This is a genomic window from Catenibacterium sp. CAG:290, assembly GCF_000437715.1.
GTDB lineage: Bacteria > Bacillota_I > Bacilli_A > Erysipelotrichales > Coprobacillaceae > Catenibacterium > Catenibacterium mitsuoka_A.
The window spans coordinates 12,242-26,007 of sequence record NZ_FR898862.1; the positions used below are offsets into that span (position 1 = coordinate 12,242).

Annotated in this window: 17 protein-coding genes and 1 other annotated feature; all 17 genes read right to left on the reverse strand. The window is 34.4% G+C overall.

Annotation, left to right across the window (positions count from 1 at the left end; translation table 11 throughout):
• Nucleotides 1–121 precede the first annotated feature (121 nt).
• A complete protein-coding gene (rpmA, locus tag QVO42_RS09080; protein WP_022425801.1) occupies nucleotides 122–403 on the reverse strand; it encodes a 50S ribosomal protein L27 in 282 nt (93 codons plus the stop codon).
• Nucleotides 404–407: 4 nt separating this feature from the next.
• On the reverse strand, nucleotides 408–728 hold the full coding sequence (locus QVO42_RS09085; protein ID WP_022425802.1) for a ribosomal-processing cysteine protease Prp: 321 nt from the start codon (nucleotides 726–728) through the stop codon (nucleotides 408–410).
• A complete protein-coding gene (gene rplU / locus QVO42_RS09090) occupies nucleotides 728–1,036 on the reverse strand; it encodes a 50S ribosomal protein L21 (RefSeq protein ID WP_022425803.1) in 309 nt (102 codons plus the stop codon). The genes QVO42_RS09085 and rplU overlap by 1 nt, the downstream gene beginning before the upstream one ends.
• A gap of 20 nt (nucleotides 1,037–1,056) precedes the next feature.
• Nucleotides 1,057–1,127: a sequence feature (ribosomal protein L21 leader region), on the reverse strand.
• Nucleotides 1,128–1,149: 22 nt separating this feature from the next.
• Entirely contained in the window at nucleotides 1,150–2,082 is a 933-nt protein-coding gene (gene xerA, locus QVO42_RS09095; RefSeq protein ID WP_022425804.1) for a site-specific tyrosine recombinase/integron integrase, read from the reverse strand.
• Nucleotides 2,075–3,367 (reverse strand): methylenetetrahydrofolate--tRNA-(uracil(54)-C(5))-methyltransferase (FADH(2)-oxidizing) TrmFO, encoded by a 1,293-nt coding sequence (trmFO, locus tag QVO42_RS09100; RefSeq protein ID WP_022425805.1) that lies wholly within the window; start codon nucleotides 3,365–3,367, stop codon nucleotides 2,075–2,077. Before trmFO ends, xerA begins: the two co-directional genes overlap by 8 nt.
• Before the next feature lie 41 nt (nucleotides 3,368–3,408).
• On the reverse strand, nucleotides 3,409–5,493 hold the full coding sequence (gene topA / locus QVO42_RS09105) for a type I DNA topoisomerase (protein ID WP_022425806.1): 2,085 nt from the start codon (nucleotides 5,491–5,493) through the stop codon (nucleotides 3,409–3,411).
• 85 nt (nucleotides 5,494–5,578) lie between these two features.
• Nucleotides 5,579–6,328, reverse strand: coding sequence for a DNA-processing protein DprA (dprA, locus tag QVO42_RS09110; RefSeq protein WP_022425807.1), 750 nt, complete (start codon nucleotides 6,326–6,328; stop codon nucleotides 5,579–5,581).
• A gap of 65 nt (nucleotides 6,329–6,393) precedes the next feature.
• Nucleotides 6,394–7,029: a ribonuclease HII gene (gene rnhB / locus QVO42_RS09115; RefSeq protein ID WP_022425808.1), complete on the reverse strand. Its 636-nt coding sequence runs from the start codon at nucleotides 7,027–7,029 to the stop codon at nucleotides 6,394–6,396.
• Nucleotides 7,022–7,882 (reverse strand): ribosome biogenesis GTPase YlqF, encoded by an 861-nt coding sequence (gene ylqF / locus QVO42_RS09120; protein ID WP_022425809.1) that lies wholly within the window; start codon nucleotides 7,880–7,882, stop codon nucleotides 7,022–7,024. Before ylqF ends, rnhB begins: the two co-directional genes overlap by 8 nt.
• Before the next feature lie 10 nt (nucleotides 7,883–7,892).
• Nucleotides 7,893–8,453 carry a signal peptidase I gene (gene lepB, locus QVO42_RS09125; RefSeq protein WP_022425810.1) on the reverse strand — a complete coding sequence of 187 codons (561 nt, stop codon included), beginning with the start codon at nucleotides 8,451–8,453 and terminating at the stop codon, nucleotides 7,893–7,895.
• Between the two features lie 4 nt (nucleotides 8,454–8,457).
• Nucleotides 8,458–8,805 carry a 50S ribosomal protein L19 gene (rplS, locus tag QVO42_RS09130; RefSeq protein WP_022425811.1) on the reverse strand — a complete coding sequence of 116 codons (348 nt, stop codon included), beginning with the start codon at nucleotides 8,803–8,805 and terminating at the stop codon, nucleotides 8,458–8,460.
• 115 nt (nucleotides 8,806–8,920) lie between these two features.
• Nucleotides 8,921–9,637, reverse strand: a complete 717-nt coding sequence (trmD, locus tag QVO42_RS09135; protein ID WP_022425812.1) for a tRNA (guanosine(37)-N1)-methyltransferase TrmD — start codon at nucleotides 9,635–9,637, stop codon at nucleotides 8,921–8,923.
• Complete coding sequence (rimM, locus tag QVO42_RS09140) at nucleotides 9,627–10,130, reverse strand: ribosome maturation factor RimM (protein WP_022425813.1); 504 nt, start codon at nucleotides 10,128–10,130, stop codon at nucleotides 9,627–9,629. Before rimM ends, trmD begins: the two co-directional genes overlap by 11 nt.
• A gap of 35 nt (nucleotides 10,131–10,165) precedes the next feature.
• Nucleotides 10,166–10,420 (reverse strand): KH domain-containing protein, encoded by a 255-nt coding sequence (locus QVO42_RS09145; protein ID WP_006504719.1) that lies wholly within the window; start codon nucleotides 10,418–10,420, stop codon nucleotides 10,166–10,168.
• A 2-nt stretch (nucleotides 10,421–10,422) separates the two neighbouring features.
• Entirely contained in the window at nucleotides 10,423–10,695 is a 273-nt protein-coding gene (gene rpsP / locus QVO42_RS09150) for a 30S ribosomal protein S16 (RefSeq protein ID WP_022425814.1), read from the reverse strand.
• Nucleotides 10,696–10,776: 81 nt separating this feature from the next.
• Complete coding sequence (locus QVO42_RS09155; protein WP_022425815.1) at nucleotides 10,777–12,834, reverse strand: sensor histidine kinase; 2,058 nt, start codon at nucleotides 12,832–12,834, stop codon at nucleotides 10,777–10,779.
• 5 nt (nucleotides 12,835–12,839) lie between these two features.
• Nucleotides 12,840–13,544: a response regulator transcription factor gene (locus QVO42_RS09160; protein ID WP_022425816.1), complete on the reverse strand. Its 705-nt coding sequence runs from the start codon at nucleotides 13,542–13,544 to the stop codon at nucleotides 12,840–12,842.
• Nucleotides 13,545–13,766 lie beyond the last annotated feature (222 nt).

The window sequence follows — 13,766 nt, forward strand, 5'->3', positions numbered from 1 at the left end:
CTGAAAGCAACTGTACCATTACCTCCAGTACCTGCTTGAACATAAATCTTAACGCGATCAATAAATTTCATGTATCCACCTTCTTTCTTTAAAAAAAGAATCCCATGGGGGATTCTTGAGATTAAGCTACAGGGTAAACAGATACCTGTTTCTTGTTTTTACCAAGTCTTTCGTATTTAACGACACCATCAACTTTAGCGAATAAAGTATCGTCTCCACCTTTACCAACATTAGTACCAGGATGAACCTTAGTACCTCTCTGTCTATAAATAATTGAACCAGCTGTGCAAGTCTGTCCATCAGAAAGCTTAGCACCTAAACGCTTTGATTCAGAGTCACGACCGTTCTTAGTAGAACCTACACCCTTTTTAGAAGCGAATAACTGTAAATCTAACTTTAACATAGTATTATACCTCCCTAGTGTTAATTTTAACATATTGTTCATATGAGTATTCAACAGTTTCTAGAATTTTTAATAAAGTTTCTAGAATAATCTGATAATCTTCACGATTATTGAATATCTCGAAATAAGAGTAACCACTCTCAACATTGGCAAGATTGCCATCTTTCATGAAGCCTTTAGCTTCAAGCATATTGTAAATACCTACCACTGCGGTACTGATACCAGCACATGCAAGATCTTTACCATATTCATCTTGACCAGCATGTCCTTCAACCTTAATTGATTGAATCTGACCTGCATGGTAAACGACATCTACGTGAGTCATTAAGCGTTGATTTCTTTGATTGTTAGCTTAGTATAAGGCTGTCTATGACCCTGTTTCTTATGATAATGCTTCTTTGGCTTATACTTGAATACAGTGATCTTTTTTTCCTTACCCTGTTTTTCAACAGTTGCAGTAACCTTAGCACCTTCTACGTAAGGATGACCAACTTTAACACCATTATCACCAACTAAAAGAACCTTTTCGAAAGTGTATTCAGTGCCTTCTTCAACATCTAACTTTTCTACAAAAATAGTATCTCCAGCTTCAACCTTTAACTGTTTTCCACCAGTTTCAATAATTGCGTACATCAGTGTACCTCCTTCATATTTTTTTCTCTTAGACTCGCCAACCAAGGCAGCACTTGCATTTAATACCTTTTATGTGCGGTTGTAGTCAGAGGTCTACAACGCTGATTATAATATCATTTATTACCCTTATCGTCAATATTTTTTTCAATTTTCTTAAATTCTTGTCGAGGACATGTACGATTATATACTTCTCTTAAGTGTTCTTGGGATACATGGGTATAAATCTGAGTTGTTGATAAAGAGGAATGGCCCAATAATTCTTGTACAACACGGATATCCATTCCTGCATCAAGTAAATGAGTCGCAAAAGAATGTCGTATCGTATGAGGATGAATCTTACGCAATGGATCATAGAGATACATTGTACGATCGATAATATTTTCTACTCCCCTATTTGTTAGCTTTTTTCCTCTTCTATTCACAAATACATAATCATGTGTTTCATGATATTCATTCATAATACTTACTCGATCATTATCAATATATTCTAATAACCATTTCTTTGCATAATCATGAAATGGCACTTCTCTTTCTTTACTTCCTTTACCGAATACTCTAAGCATCTGTCTATTAAAATCAACCTGAGATAAACGTAGTGAGACAACTTCACTCACACGAAGCCCTGATGCATACATAAGTTCTAAAAGAGCCTTATTTCTTACCCCTAAAGATGTATGCGTATCAATTGAGTCTAGATACCCCATCATTTCATCTACATAAAGAAAATCAGGATTTCTAGTACCTGTTTTTAATGAGTGGACCTGTGTGAAAGGATTAGAAGAAACAATCTCCTGTTTACATAAATATTTAAAGAAAGATCTTAAAGAACTCAAATAATGATTAATTGTTGTATGAGATAAGTGCTTCTCATTTAAATGAATCAAATAATTCTGAATAACATAATAATCTACTTCCTGTAAAGAAATACTTTCTTTACCTATAAATAAAAGAAAATCAGTCATTTCTCTATCATAAGATTCTAAAGTAAGTACAGAGTAGTTCTTTTGATATTTAAGATAGTGAAGAAAAGTTTTCTTCTCATCCATTGATAAATTCTTCCATCTTTTCTAATGCACGTTGTGCATATTTTTCTTTCTTTTCTTTTTTCTTCACTTTACCTTCTAAATCAGGAAGAATTCCAAAGTTAGCCTTCATTGGTTGGAAATCACTAGGAGACGCATGAGTAATATAATAAGCGAGAGATCCCATAACTGTTTCTCTAGGATAGACTAGTAATTCTTCTCCCTTTAAATATCTCACCATATTTTTCCCAGCCACAATACCACTTTGAGCAGATTCCACATATCCTTCTACACCTGTCATCTGACCTGCAAAGAATAAATCTTCACGATTCTTGAATTGATATGTAGGATTTAAATAGGTAGGTGAATTGAAGTAACAGTTACGATGCATAATACCATAACGGACAATAGAGGCATTTTCTAGTCCTGGAATCATATGAATAATACGGTCCTGTTCACCCCATTTTAAATGTGTCTGGAATCCTACAATATTATAGAGAGACCCAACCGCATTATCCTGTCTTAACTGAACAACTGCTTCAAAACGCTGACCATCCTTTTCTAGTCCTACTGGTTTCATTGGGCCAAAAAGTAATGTCTGTTTACCTCTTCTCGCAATTTCTTCAAAAGGCATACAGCCTTCAAAGAACTTTTCTTCAAAATCATGAGGCTTAACAACTTCCGCAGTAATCAGTGCATCATAGAAAGCATCAAATTCTTCTTTAGTCATTGGACAGTTGATATATTCTCCATCACCCTTATCATAACGTGATTTATAAAAGGCTTTATTAAAATCAATAGATTCTTTTGTGACAATAGGAGCTGCTGCATCATAGAAATAAAAATAATCCTGATTACCCATTAAATTCATAATTTCTTTTGCGAGTGCATCACTTGTCAAAGGTCCTGAGGCAATAATAGTAGGCCCTTCAGGTATTTTTGTCACTTCTTCTCGGTGTACAGTGACTAAAGGATGATTTTCAATAAATTCTGTCACTGCATGAGAAAAACCTTCACGATCGACTGCCAAAGATCCTCCAGCAGGTACTGCATGGTCTCTTGCCATCTTGATAATCAAGCTATCATTCATTGTCATTTCCTGTTTTAATACACCGACCGCATTTTTTAAACCATCTGCACGCAATGAATTAGAGCAAACAAGTTCCGCGAAATCACTTGTCTTATGAACATCAGTCTTTTTCACTGGTCTCATTTCATATAAATGGACAGGAATACCTTCTTTAACAAGCTGATAAATCGCTTCGACACCAGCTAAACCTCCACCTACGACATTTACTTCCTTAATCATATTTTCCTCCAATAAAGAAAATGAACTGCATGGGCAGTTCATTATTCCTCTTTCTTTTTCTTTTCTTTAATAATTGTTTTACACTTTGGATAATTAGAGCAGGCTTTAAATGGACCAAAACGACCCTTTTTCCATACAACTGGACTGCCACAGTTAGGACATGTTTCACCTGTCTCTTCAAGCTTCTGAGGCTTGATATATTTACATTTAGGGTAATTAGAACATGCTTCAAAGCGTCCAAAACGACCCATTTTATAGATCATAGGAGAACCACATTGAGGACATGTCTCACCTGTTTCTTCATTGATCTTATTTTCATCAGCTTTAACATATTTACATTCTGGATAATTAGAGCAGGCTACAAATTCTCCAAATCTTCCTTTTCTAATAACAAGATCTCCACCACACTCAGGGCATTTTTCTCCTGTTTTTTGTGGTTCAATCTTTTCCATACCATCATAGGCTTTTTCTAATAGTGGTTCAAATACTTGTTCAAATTCAGTTAAAGCATGAACATAAGTATCCTGACCCTTCGCAATTTCATCAAGCTCATTTTCCATCTTTGCAGTATAGTCTACATTGATAATTGAATCAAAATATTCAAGAAGTTTCTTATTAGTCAAAAGACCTGATTCAGTAGGCTTGAATGTTTTCTTTTCCAAAATGACATATTCTCTAGTCTGAATTGTATCAATAATAGTGGCATAGGTAGAAGGACGGCCAATACCTAATTCTTCCATTGCCTTAATAAGTTTTGCTTCTGTATAACGTGCTGGTGGTGTAGTGAAATGTTGTTCCTTATTGATCTTTTTAGCGTCAATTTCTTCATTTTCACTCATATCTGGGAGTAATTCATTCTTACTCTTATCATATTCACCATAAACCTTTAACCAACCATCAAACTTTAAGATAGAGCCTGATGCATTAAACTTATAATCATTGTTGTCTAATACTAAAGATGTACTTGCAGACTGGCTTGGTGCCATGAGTGAAGCAAGTGCACGGGCATAGATCAATGAATAAAGCTTATATTGTTCCTGTGTAAGATATTGTTTAATACTTTCTGGTGTACGTTCAATACTTGTTGGACGGATGGCTTCATGGGCATCCTGAACATTTTCAGTCTTTTTAGACACCTTAATGCTTCCTACATATTCTTTACCATATGTCTTTTCAATATAATCCATAGCAGCAGAAGTGAATTCTGGTGATAAACGAATAGAGTCAGTTCTCATATAAGTAATCAAACCGACAGTTTCAGTACCGATATCAATCCCTTCATATAATTTCTGAGCAATGGACATAGTACGTCTTGCCTTAAATCCTAATTTACTGGATGCTTCCTGTTGAAGTGTTGAAGTAATAAATGGTGCATAAGAATTTCTTTTCTTTGTTGTCTTTTTAATCTTTTCAACAATAAAAGTTGAACCTAGTGCATCATAAATAGCCTGTGCTTCTTCACCATTATGGATTTCTAACTTCTTAGTCTTATGTTTTGTAAGTTCTGCCTTGAAAGGAATATTATCCTTTTCAAATTCAGCATCGATCTTCCAAAATTCTTCTGGTACGAATGCAGCAATTTCTGCTTCTCTTTCACAGATTAATCTTAATGCAACTGACTGTACACGTCCTGCAGACTTAGATTTAATCTTCTTCTGTAGTAGTTTAGAAAGCTTAAACCCAATAATTCTATCTAGAACACGTCTTGTTTCTTGTGAATGGACTAAATCCATATCTATCCTACGTGGATTTTCAATCGCATTTGTGACTGCATTCTTAGTCACTTCGTGGAATTCTACTCTCTTTGTAGTTTCAGGATCTAATCCTAATACTTCTGCTAAATGCCATGAGATGGCTTCCCCTTCACGGTCCGGATCGGTTGCGAGATAAACATCATCTGCTTTTTTAGCACATGCTTTTAGTTCTTTTACAACATCTTTCTTATCTTTACTAATAACATAATGAGGGGCAAACTCATTTTCTATATCTACACCTAAGCCGCCTTTACCAGAGATAGCCAGGTCTCTGATATGTCCTTTTGATGATTTAACTACGAAATCATCGCTTAAGTATTTACTAATTGTTTTAGATTTAGATGGTGATTCGACAATAACTAAATGACTCATACATCTAACCCTCCTTCATCACCTTATAATATGGGATTTTTTTATTTTGTCAACATCTTAGTGAGAATAAGAAGCGAAACGCTTCCTATTCTTCTAAGATATCTTCTACACTCATAACTAGCTTTGCGCCCTGCTGGATGAGTGCATTACAGCCTTTGCAGTCATATATACGTCCTGGAACTGCAAAGACATCCTTGCCTTGTTCTAGGGCAAAACCAACTGTAATCATTGTGCCACTTTTAATATCTGCTTCAGTGACAAGAAGCTTCTGTGAGAGTCCAGCAATAATACGATTGCGTTTAGGGAAATAGTCCTTTCTAGGTGGGGTAAGACCTGGATATTCACTGATAATAAGTTCGTTTTTTAATTGATCATAGAGTTCCTTATTCATTGGTGGGTAGGGATAATCTATCCCACTTCCAAGTACTGCCACTGTATGACCATTAGATTTTAAAGCCGTACGATGGCCCACACCATCTATACCTTTAGCCATACCTGATACAATCACAAGTCCCTGTTTTACAAGATCTTCTACAAGAATACGTGTCGCCTGGACACCATACTCACTACAGTCTCTCTTACCAATTACACCGATACATTCATTATCTAACAAAGATAAAGATCCATAATAATAGAGCACAAATGGAGGACAGTTGATGAACTTAAGATGCTGTGGATAATCATCACTAATAATAGTCGTATAAGAACACTTAATTGTCGCAAAAAGTTCTTTCTTTAATGATTCATCTACGCGTTCTTTACGTTCTAATGCCTTATAAATCAAATCAAACTGTCCATGATACTTCAACGAAAAATAAAGTAGAATATCTTCCACGCAATCACCTCCTACTATATCTATTCCCTGTAAGAGGCTTCTTTTCTCAAAAAAGAGAAAGATATTTAATCTTTCTCTTCAAAATCAAATGATAATTGTTCATTCAGTACTTTCTGTACTGGCGCAAAAGATTTACGATGTATTGGAGTCACACCATATTTTTCTAATGCTTCCTTATGTGCCTTAGTGACATAACCTTTATGTTTTTCAAAGCCATATTTTGGATATTGTTTACCATATTCCTTCATGATGCGGTCTCGAGTCACTTTTGCAAGAATACTTGCTGCTCCAATAGATAAACTTTTTGCATCTCCTTTAATAATAGAAAGATGAGGAATATCTCCTAAAGGCATTGCATCACTTAATGTAAAATCAGGTTCTAATGATGCAACAATACGTTTCATACCTGTACGAGAGGCTTCATAGACATTCAGTTTATCTACTTCTTCTACTGATAAAACCTCTATTTGATAAGCAAGCGCATTCTCTATAATGAAGTCATAAAGTGCTTCTCTTTTCTTTTCTGTGAGCTTCTTAGAGTCGTTAATACGTTCATCATAGAAATCCTCAGGAAAGATGACACCACCTACAACAAGTGGTCCAGCCATAGGACCTCTTCCTGCTTCATCGACACCTAATATTCTAGAATAACCAGCAGCTCTGGCTTCATTTTCATATTTTAAACGTTCCTGATTATTCATCGCTTAACTCCCAAGTAATTCTTCCCAGAGAGGCATTCTTTAAGTCATTAAAGAACGTTTCCTGAACACGGTCATAATCTGTTTCGCCTCTTAATTTCTTAATATGACGATAATCTGAAATATGATCATAGACTGGTAGTACCCAATCAGAATCTAAATCAATAGTCAAATTATAACGTTCCATCAACTTTTCTGGATAATGTTTTGCAAGATAACCAATTGCATGAATAAAGAGATCATCAAGAGGAAGAATTTCCATCTTAATAGAGCCACATAGTGCGACATTCATTGCTTTATTGATATCTGTAAACTTAGGTTCTAGAACACCTGGTGTATCAAAAAGTTCAAAGTCCTTATCAACACGAATAATCTGCTGAGCCTTAGTTACACCTGGTTTGTTTCCTACTGCAGCCGCTTTTCTTTTCGCAATCTTATTAATAAAAGTAGACTTACCTACATTTGGAATACCTGCAACAAGGGCACGAATTGGTTTGGGTTTTAATCCTCTAGCCGCTTCTTTTTCACGCTTTTCTTTTAACTGATAACGGCACATATTAACGATTTTCTTTTCTTCCTTGAAGTTCTTTAAGTCAACCGCAATAGCACTGTGTCCCTGTCTTTTAAATTCTGCAATTAATGCATCTGTTGCCTTAGGATCAGCTAAATCTTTCTTTGTAAGAATATAGAGGCGTGGCTTATTCTTAATCATATAATCAAGTTCTGGATTATGTGTTGAAAAAGGAGCTCGTGCATCTACAAGTTCAATCACAATATCTACTAACTTAACTTTACTTTCGATTTCTCTTTGGGCTTTAGCCATATGCCCTGGATACCACTGAATCTGTTTTGCCATAATTTCCTCCTCAATCATTACTCTTAATATGTTTTATAGGATAAATGATATATCCATTTTTAGCACGAATATCTTCTTTGTGGATAGGTCCAAAATATCTTGAATCATAGGATAAAGGACGGTTATCCCCTAAAACAAAATATTCATTATGCTTTAACTTGATTTTAAAATCTCTTGTATATTGGGTAAGACCTAATTCTCTTTTTTCTTTCTGTATAAAAGAAAGTTTGAAGAATGGTTCTTCTACAAGTTTACCATCAATATATAAATGATCATTCTTATAGCTGATTTCTTCTCCTGGTAGTCCAATCACTCGTTTAATGATATCTTCTTTTAATGCTGCGCTGCGTACATCAACGATATCAAAACGATGTATCTGCTTATGTGATGTAATTCCAGTCATTAAGATAAAATCTCCATCATGAATAGTAGGCATCATTGATGTTCCTTTTACCTTTACAGGAAGAACAATAAAAGTAAATAAGCATAATATAAGAGTCACTAGACCAGGTAAACACAGCTTCTTTAATTTATTCATAATATAGAAAAAAAGAATGGGGTAAGCCCCCATTCTCTTATCGAATTTCTTTAATTCTAGCAGCTTTACCAGATAATCCACGTAAGTAATGTAATTTAGCTCTACGTACTTTACCAACCTTAGCTACTTCGATATGATCGATGATTGGAGAGTTTACTGGGAATACTCTTTCAACACCTACACCGTAAGAAATCTTTCTAACAGTGAAAGTTTCACCAATACCACTACCCTTTTTAGCAATACAAACACCTTCGAACATCTGAAGACGAGTCTTATTACCTTCCTGGATCTTTACAAATACTTTTAAAGTGTCACCAGCTTTGAACTGAGGTACATCAGTCTTGATCTGGCTCTTAGTAATTTCATTTACTAACTGCATGTTCATTATAACATTTCCTCCTACACAAATTTAGTCTTGGAAGCTCATTCGTATATATAACCAGCGGAACTTCTGTGTCTTACGACTTGGCTATTATAGCACCGTCTTTTTTATAAATCAATTACTTTTTTAATTCTTTTAGAATTTCTAACTCTTCTTCTGTAAATGAACGTTTTTCTAATAAATCAGGACGTTTGATCATTGTTTTACGTAATGATTCCTTTAAACGCCATTTACGGATATTTTCATGATGACCACTTATGAGGACATCAGGAACCTTGCTGCCTTCATATTCATAAGGTCTTGTATATTGTGGATATTCTAATAATCCATTAGAGAATGAATCATCTTCATGACTTGCCTGAGTGATCACTCCATGAAGCAAACGGATCACACTATCCATGACTACCATCGCACCAAGTTCTCCTCCTGTGAGTACATAATCACCAATAGAAAGTTCTACATCTACATAATCACGAATACGTTCATCAAAGCCTTCATAATGACCACAGATGATAACGATATGTTTCTGATTGAGAGCTAATTCTTCAGCATAAGCCTGATGATGTGTCATGCCCTGAGGGCTCATTAAAATAACAAGTGAATCCTTTGTGACTACTGTCTTTAAACAATCTAATAAAGGCTTACACATAAGCACCATGCCCTGTCCACCACCATAAGGTGTATCATCTACACTCTTATGACGATCTGTCGCAAATTCTCTAAAATCATGAATAGTCACTTCTACATGACCACTATCAATAGCTCTTTTAATAATAGATGTTGTCAAGAATCCTTCAAACATCTCTGGAAATAATGAAAGAACATCAATCTTCATCTAAGAAGCCTCCAATCAATGAGACATCAATACGCTTATGTTCAATATCCTTATTCTTTACAAAAGCATCAATATAAGGAATCATAACCTTCTTACCATTTACATCTACACCAATAATAGCCTGTGCCCCCTGATATACATCAGTCACCTTGCCAATATAAGTGCCATTATTATAGACTTCACAATCCACAATATCAGAAATATAATGCATGCCTTCAGGTAGTAAAGAAGCATCCTTAGGTGCATAACAAATACATCCTTTATACTTTTCTACTTCATTAATATCTGTATACCCTTTAAATGCAATCATATCAAAACCTTTATGGATATAATGCTTACTGATTTCAAAATCAAGATATTCTCTTGGTGTTTTGACAAGAATATGGCTGCCAGGGGCAAAGCGCTGTTCTCCAAAATCAGTTGAAGAAGCAATCTTTAAATCACCCTTGATTCCAAATGTATTAATGATTTTACCGATTTCTACAAGTTCCATTTGTACCTCCAAAAAAAAGGAAGTGTACACTTCCTTTATTCCTCACCATATGATTCAAATTTGATATCTAATCTCTTATGCATACCACGTGTACTTACAGACATAAGCTGTCTGATAGAATTAGCCATAACACCTTTTCTACCAATTAATTTAGAAATATCATCATGTGATGCATAAACATATAGAACAATCGCATTATCGTCTAATGAAGGCATTTCTCTAACCTCTAACTTATCACGATCATTGACAAGTTCAAGACAGATGTCCTGTAATGCCTTAACGTAATCCATAATTATTTAGCCTTCTTAGATTCAGCAAATTCTTTGATTACGCCTTCTCTAGAAAGGATGTTCTTAACTGTGTCAGAAGGCTGAGCACCGTTACCTAACCACTTTAAGATTTCTTCTTTCTTTAAAGAAACCTTAGCTGGGTTCTGTCTTGGATCATAAGTTCCTAACTGTTCAATGAAACGACCATCTCTTGGCATTCTTGAATCAGCTGCAACAATTCTATAAAATGGTGACTTCTTAGCACCCATTCTCTTTAATCTTAATTTAACTGCCATTGTATTTTCCTCCGATTAATTTAATTTGCTTACTTATAATACCATATTCAAATGAGGTGTCAAGTATTTTTACTTGACACTTTAACTTTTTTTGAATGTCATGATGACTTTAAAGAGATCACCATCTATTTCTATATCAAATGTACCACCCTGAGCAACGACAAAGCTTTTCGCAATCGCGAGTCCTAGACCGCTGCCTGTTTCATGACGGGATTTATCTCCACGTACAAAACGTTCCTGGATTTCTTCGCTAGAGAAATTTATTTCTACTTCACTCATATTCTTGAATATGACTGAAACATAGTCTTCTTCCTCATGAATATCAATATAAGCACGACTATGTGGCATGGCATACTTTCCAATATTAGTTAATAGGTTTTCAAAGACACGATATGTCTTATCTCCATCTAAGTGTACAACGACATCTTCAACATTCTTAATGACCTGGATATCTTTAGATTCTAAGACTTTAATACATTCAGCTAAGGACTGATCAGCTAACGCTTGTAATCTTAAATCAATAGGATGAAGGTCAATATTACCACTAGAGGCTTTAGAAACATCAAAGAGATCCTGGATGAGATTGGAAAGTCTATTCGTATATTTTTCTAACTGATTTAAATATTCTGCTCTTGTTGCTTCATCAGCTTGTGTATTCTTAAGTAAAATAACATAGTTCTTAATACATGTAAGAGGAGTTTTTAAATCATGTGAGACATTGGTAATAAGTTCTGTCTTCATATTCTGTGATTTTGTTTCTTCTTTTACAGCTGCTTCAAAACCAGTTTTCAGGTTATTTAAGCGATCACGCATACTGTTGAAGATGCCTAGATCATCTTCTATTTCTGTATCAAAATGACCATGAGAAAGCTGTTCTGTAAAGTTAAGCATATTTTTATAATCATTCTTTACCTTCATTGACTGCTTTCTTATATATAAGAAAGAGATCATGACATAAACAATCGCAAAAATTGTCTTACTTGGTGAGATGACATACAAAACAATAACGAGCAATGCATTACAGATAGTAAATTTCAAGATATCCTGATTGATATTATCCTTCAAATCAAATTCAGTCACTCTATTACCTAGTTCCTTTGTTTTTGCATAAAGGGCATAAGTACATGTATTGTTTCTAAAGTAATCTACTCCATTCATAAACATATACTTAACAGTAAAGCACAGCATTGAGAATAAGAAATAGAAAATAAACATAGAAAAGAAATAAAGACAATAACTGATAGGTGTAGCATAAGCTATATTATGTCTTGCAAGGGCACCTTGAAGTTCTCCCGTCATCACAAGAGCACCTGTTACTCCTGATGCCCCTATAAAAATAAAACTAGTTAATCCAATAATGATAATAACAGTTAATAGCTTCCATTGTTTAATTGTGCGATATGGATTAATAACTTCTTCTACTTCTAATGAATTCATTAAAATATATATAAAGATAACTAAACCCAGAAGAAGAGCAACTCCTGAAAGGACTGCAATATCATATTCATCCACAAAATTACGTTCAATATATGTCATAGGCGATTCATACATTGTACAATAATAAGTCATTTCTATATCTTTAGGTAAATTAATACTTACCTGATTTAAATCTACATACGTATTATATACTTTAAGTAAAGATCTTTTTCCATCTTTTCCTTCTTCGAGCTTATATCCTGCATCAAGGTTACTAATAATATCACTTTCATCAAAAAGAGCTACAGTATCCGTGTAAAAATATTTCGAACGCGCACTAGATTTAAAAAATTCTTCATAGGCGACAGGATAATAAGATTTCTGATTCTTATAATACTGTCTTGTCTTTTCATTATATGCTTCATAGTGAAATCCATCATCATCCTGTTCCATATCTAAAACAGTTTTGAATATTTCATTCATCGTCGCAGTAGCTGCTTCTTGTGATTTTTCATCTAGCCCATTAAAATTTAAAGGCTTATAATCAGGATCTGTTTTTGATTCAACTGCCATTGTAAGAAACTGCAGCATATATTCATTCGTATTGTCTGCGACTCTTTTCTTATAACCATCCTGCTGTTTTACTGTGATATAAATCATACAGCTCGGGCAAGCCAATAATAAGACAATTAAGCCAATAATAAATATACGTCTTTTCTTCATTCTCATCACTCCATCTTTTCTATTTTATAGCCAACACCCCAGACAGCTTTCAAATACTCAGGATGTTTAGGATTGGCTTCAATCTTTTCTCTAAGTCTTCTTACATGAACCATGATTGTTTCTGTATTAATGGCTGTTTCTTCCCAGATAGATTCATAAATTTCTTCTGCAGAATACACCTTACCAGGATAACTCATTAATAGTTCTAATATCTGGAATTCTTTCTTAGTGAGTCTTACTGAACGACCATTCACAAAGACTTCTTTAGTTGCCTGGTCTAATACTAAACCTCCTACAATAAGCTGATTACTTGGTGTCTGTGTACTTCCCTTTAAATTTAAGATTTGTTCATAGCGTCTTAAATTAGAATTCACTCTTGCAATGAGTTCCATAGGTTCAAAAGGTTTAGTGATATAATCATCTGCCCCTAGATTAAGTCCTGTAATCTTATCAATATCTTCTGTTTTCGCTGTCAAAAAGATTACAGGAATATCTGATACTTCACGAAGCTCCATTGTCATAGTCAGCCCATCCATAACAGGCATCATAATATCTACAATAGCTAAATGAATATCATTGTTTTGAAGTGCCTCAAGGCCTTCTTTTCCATTCTCCGCTTCAATGACTTCATAATTCTGACTCTTTAAAAAGATCTTAACTGTTTCTCTAATACCTAACTCGTCTTCTACAAGTAATATTGTATGTTTCATTAACTTAACTCCCCTTCTTCATAATCAACGAGTCAATGTACTTAAATAAGCGATAATACTGATCATAATAACAGGAAATAATAATGTGAACATAAATGTTTCAAACATATGTATCCCTCCTTCGCTTATAAGTATAGTGACTAAAAATAAAAAGATTCGTGATGAAATTCTTAAATAATTCTAAAGAAAAAACCTCCGGGGCAATGTCATTAAGTTAATAAT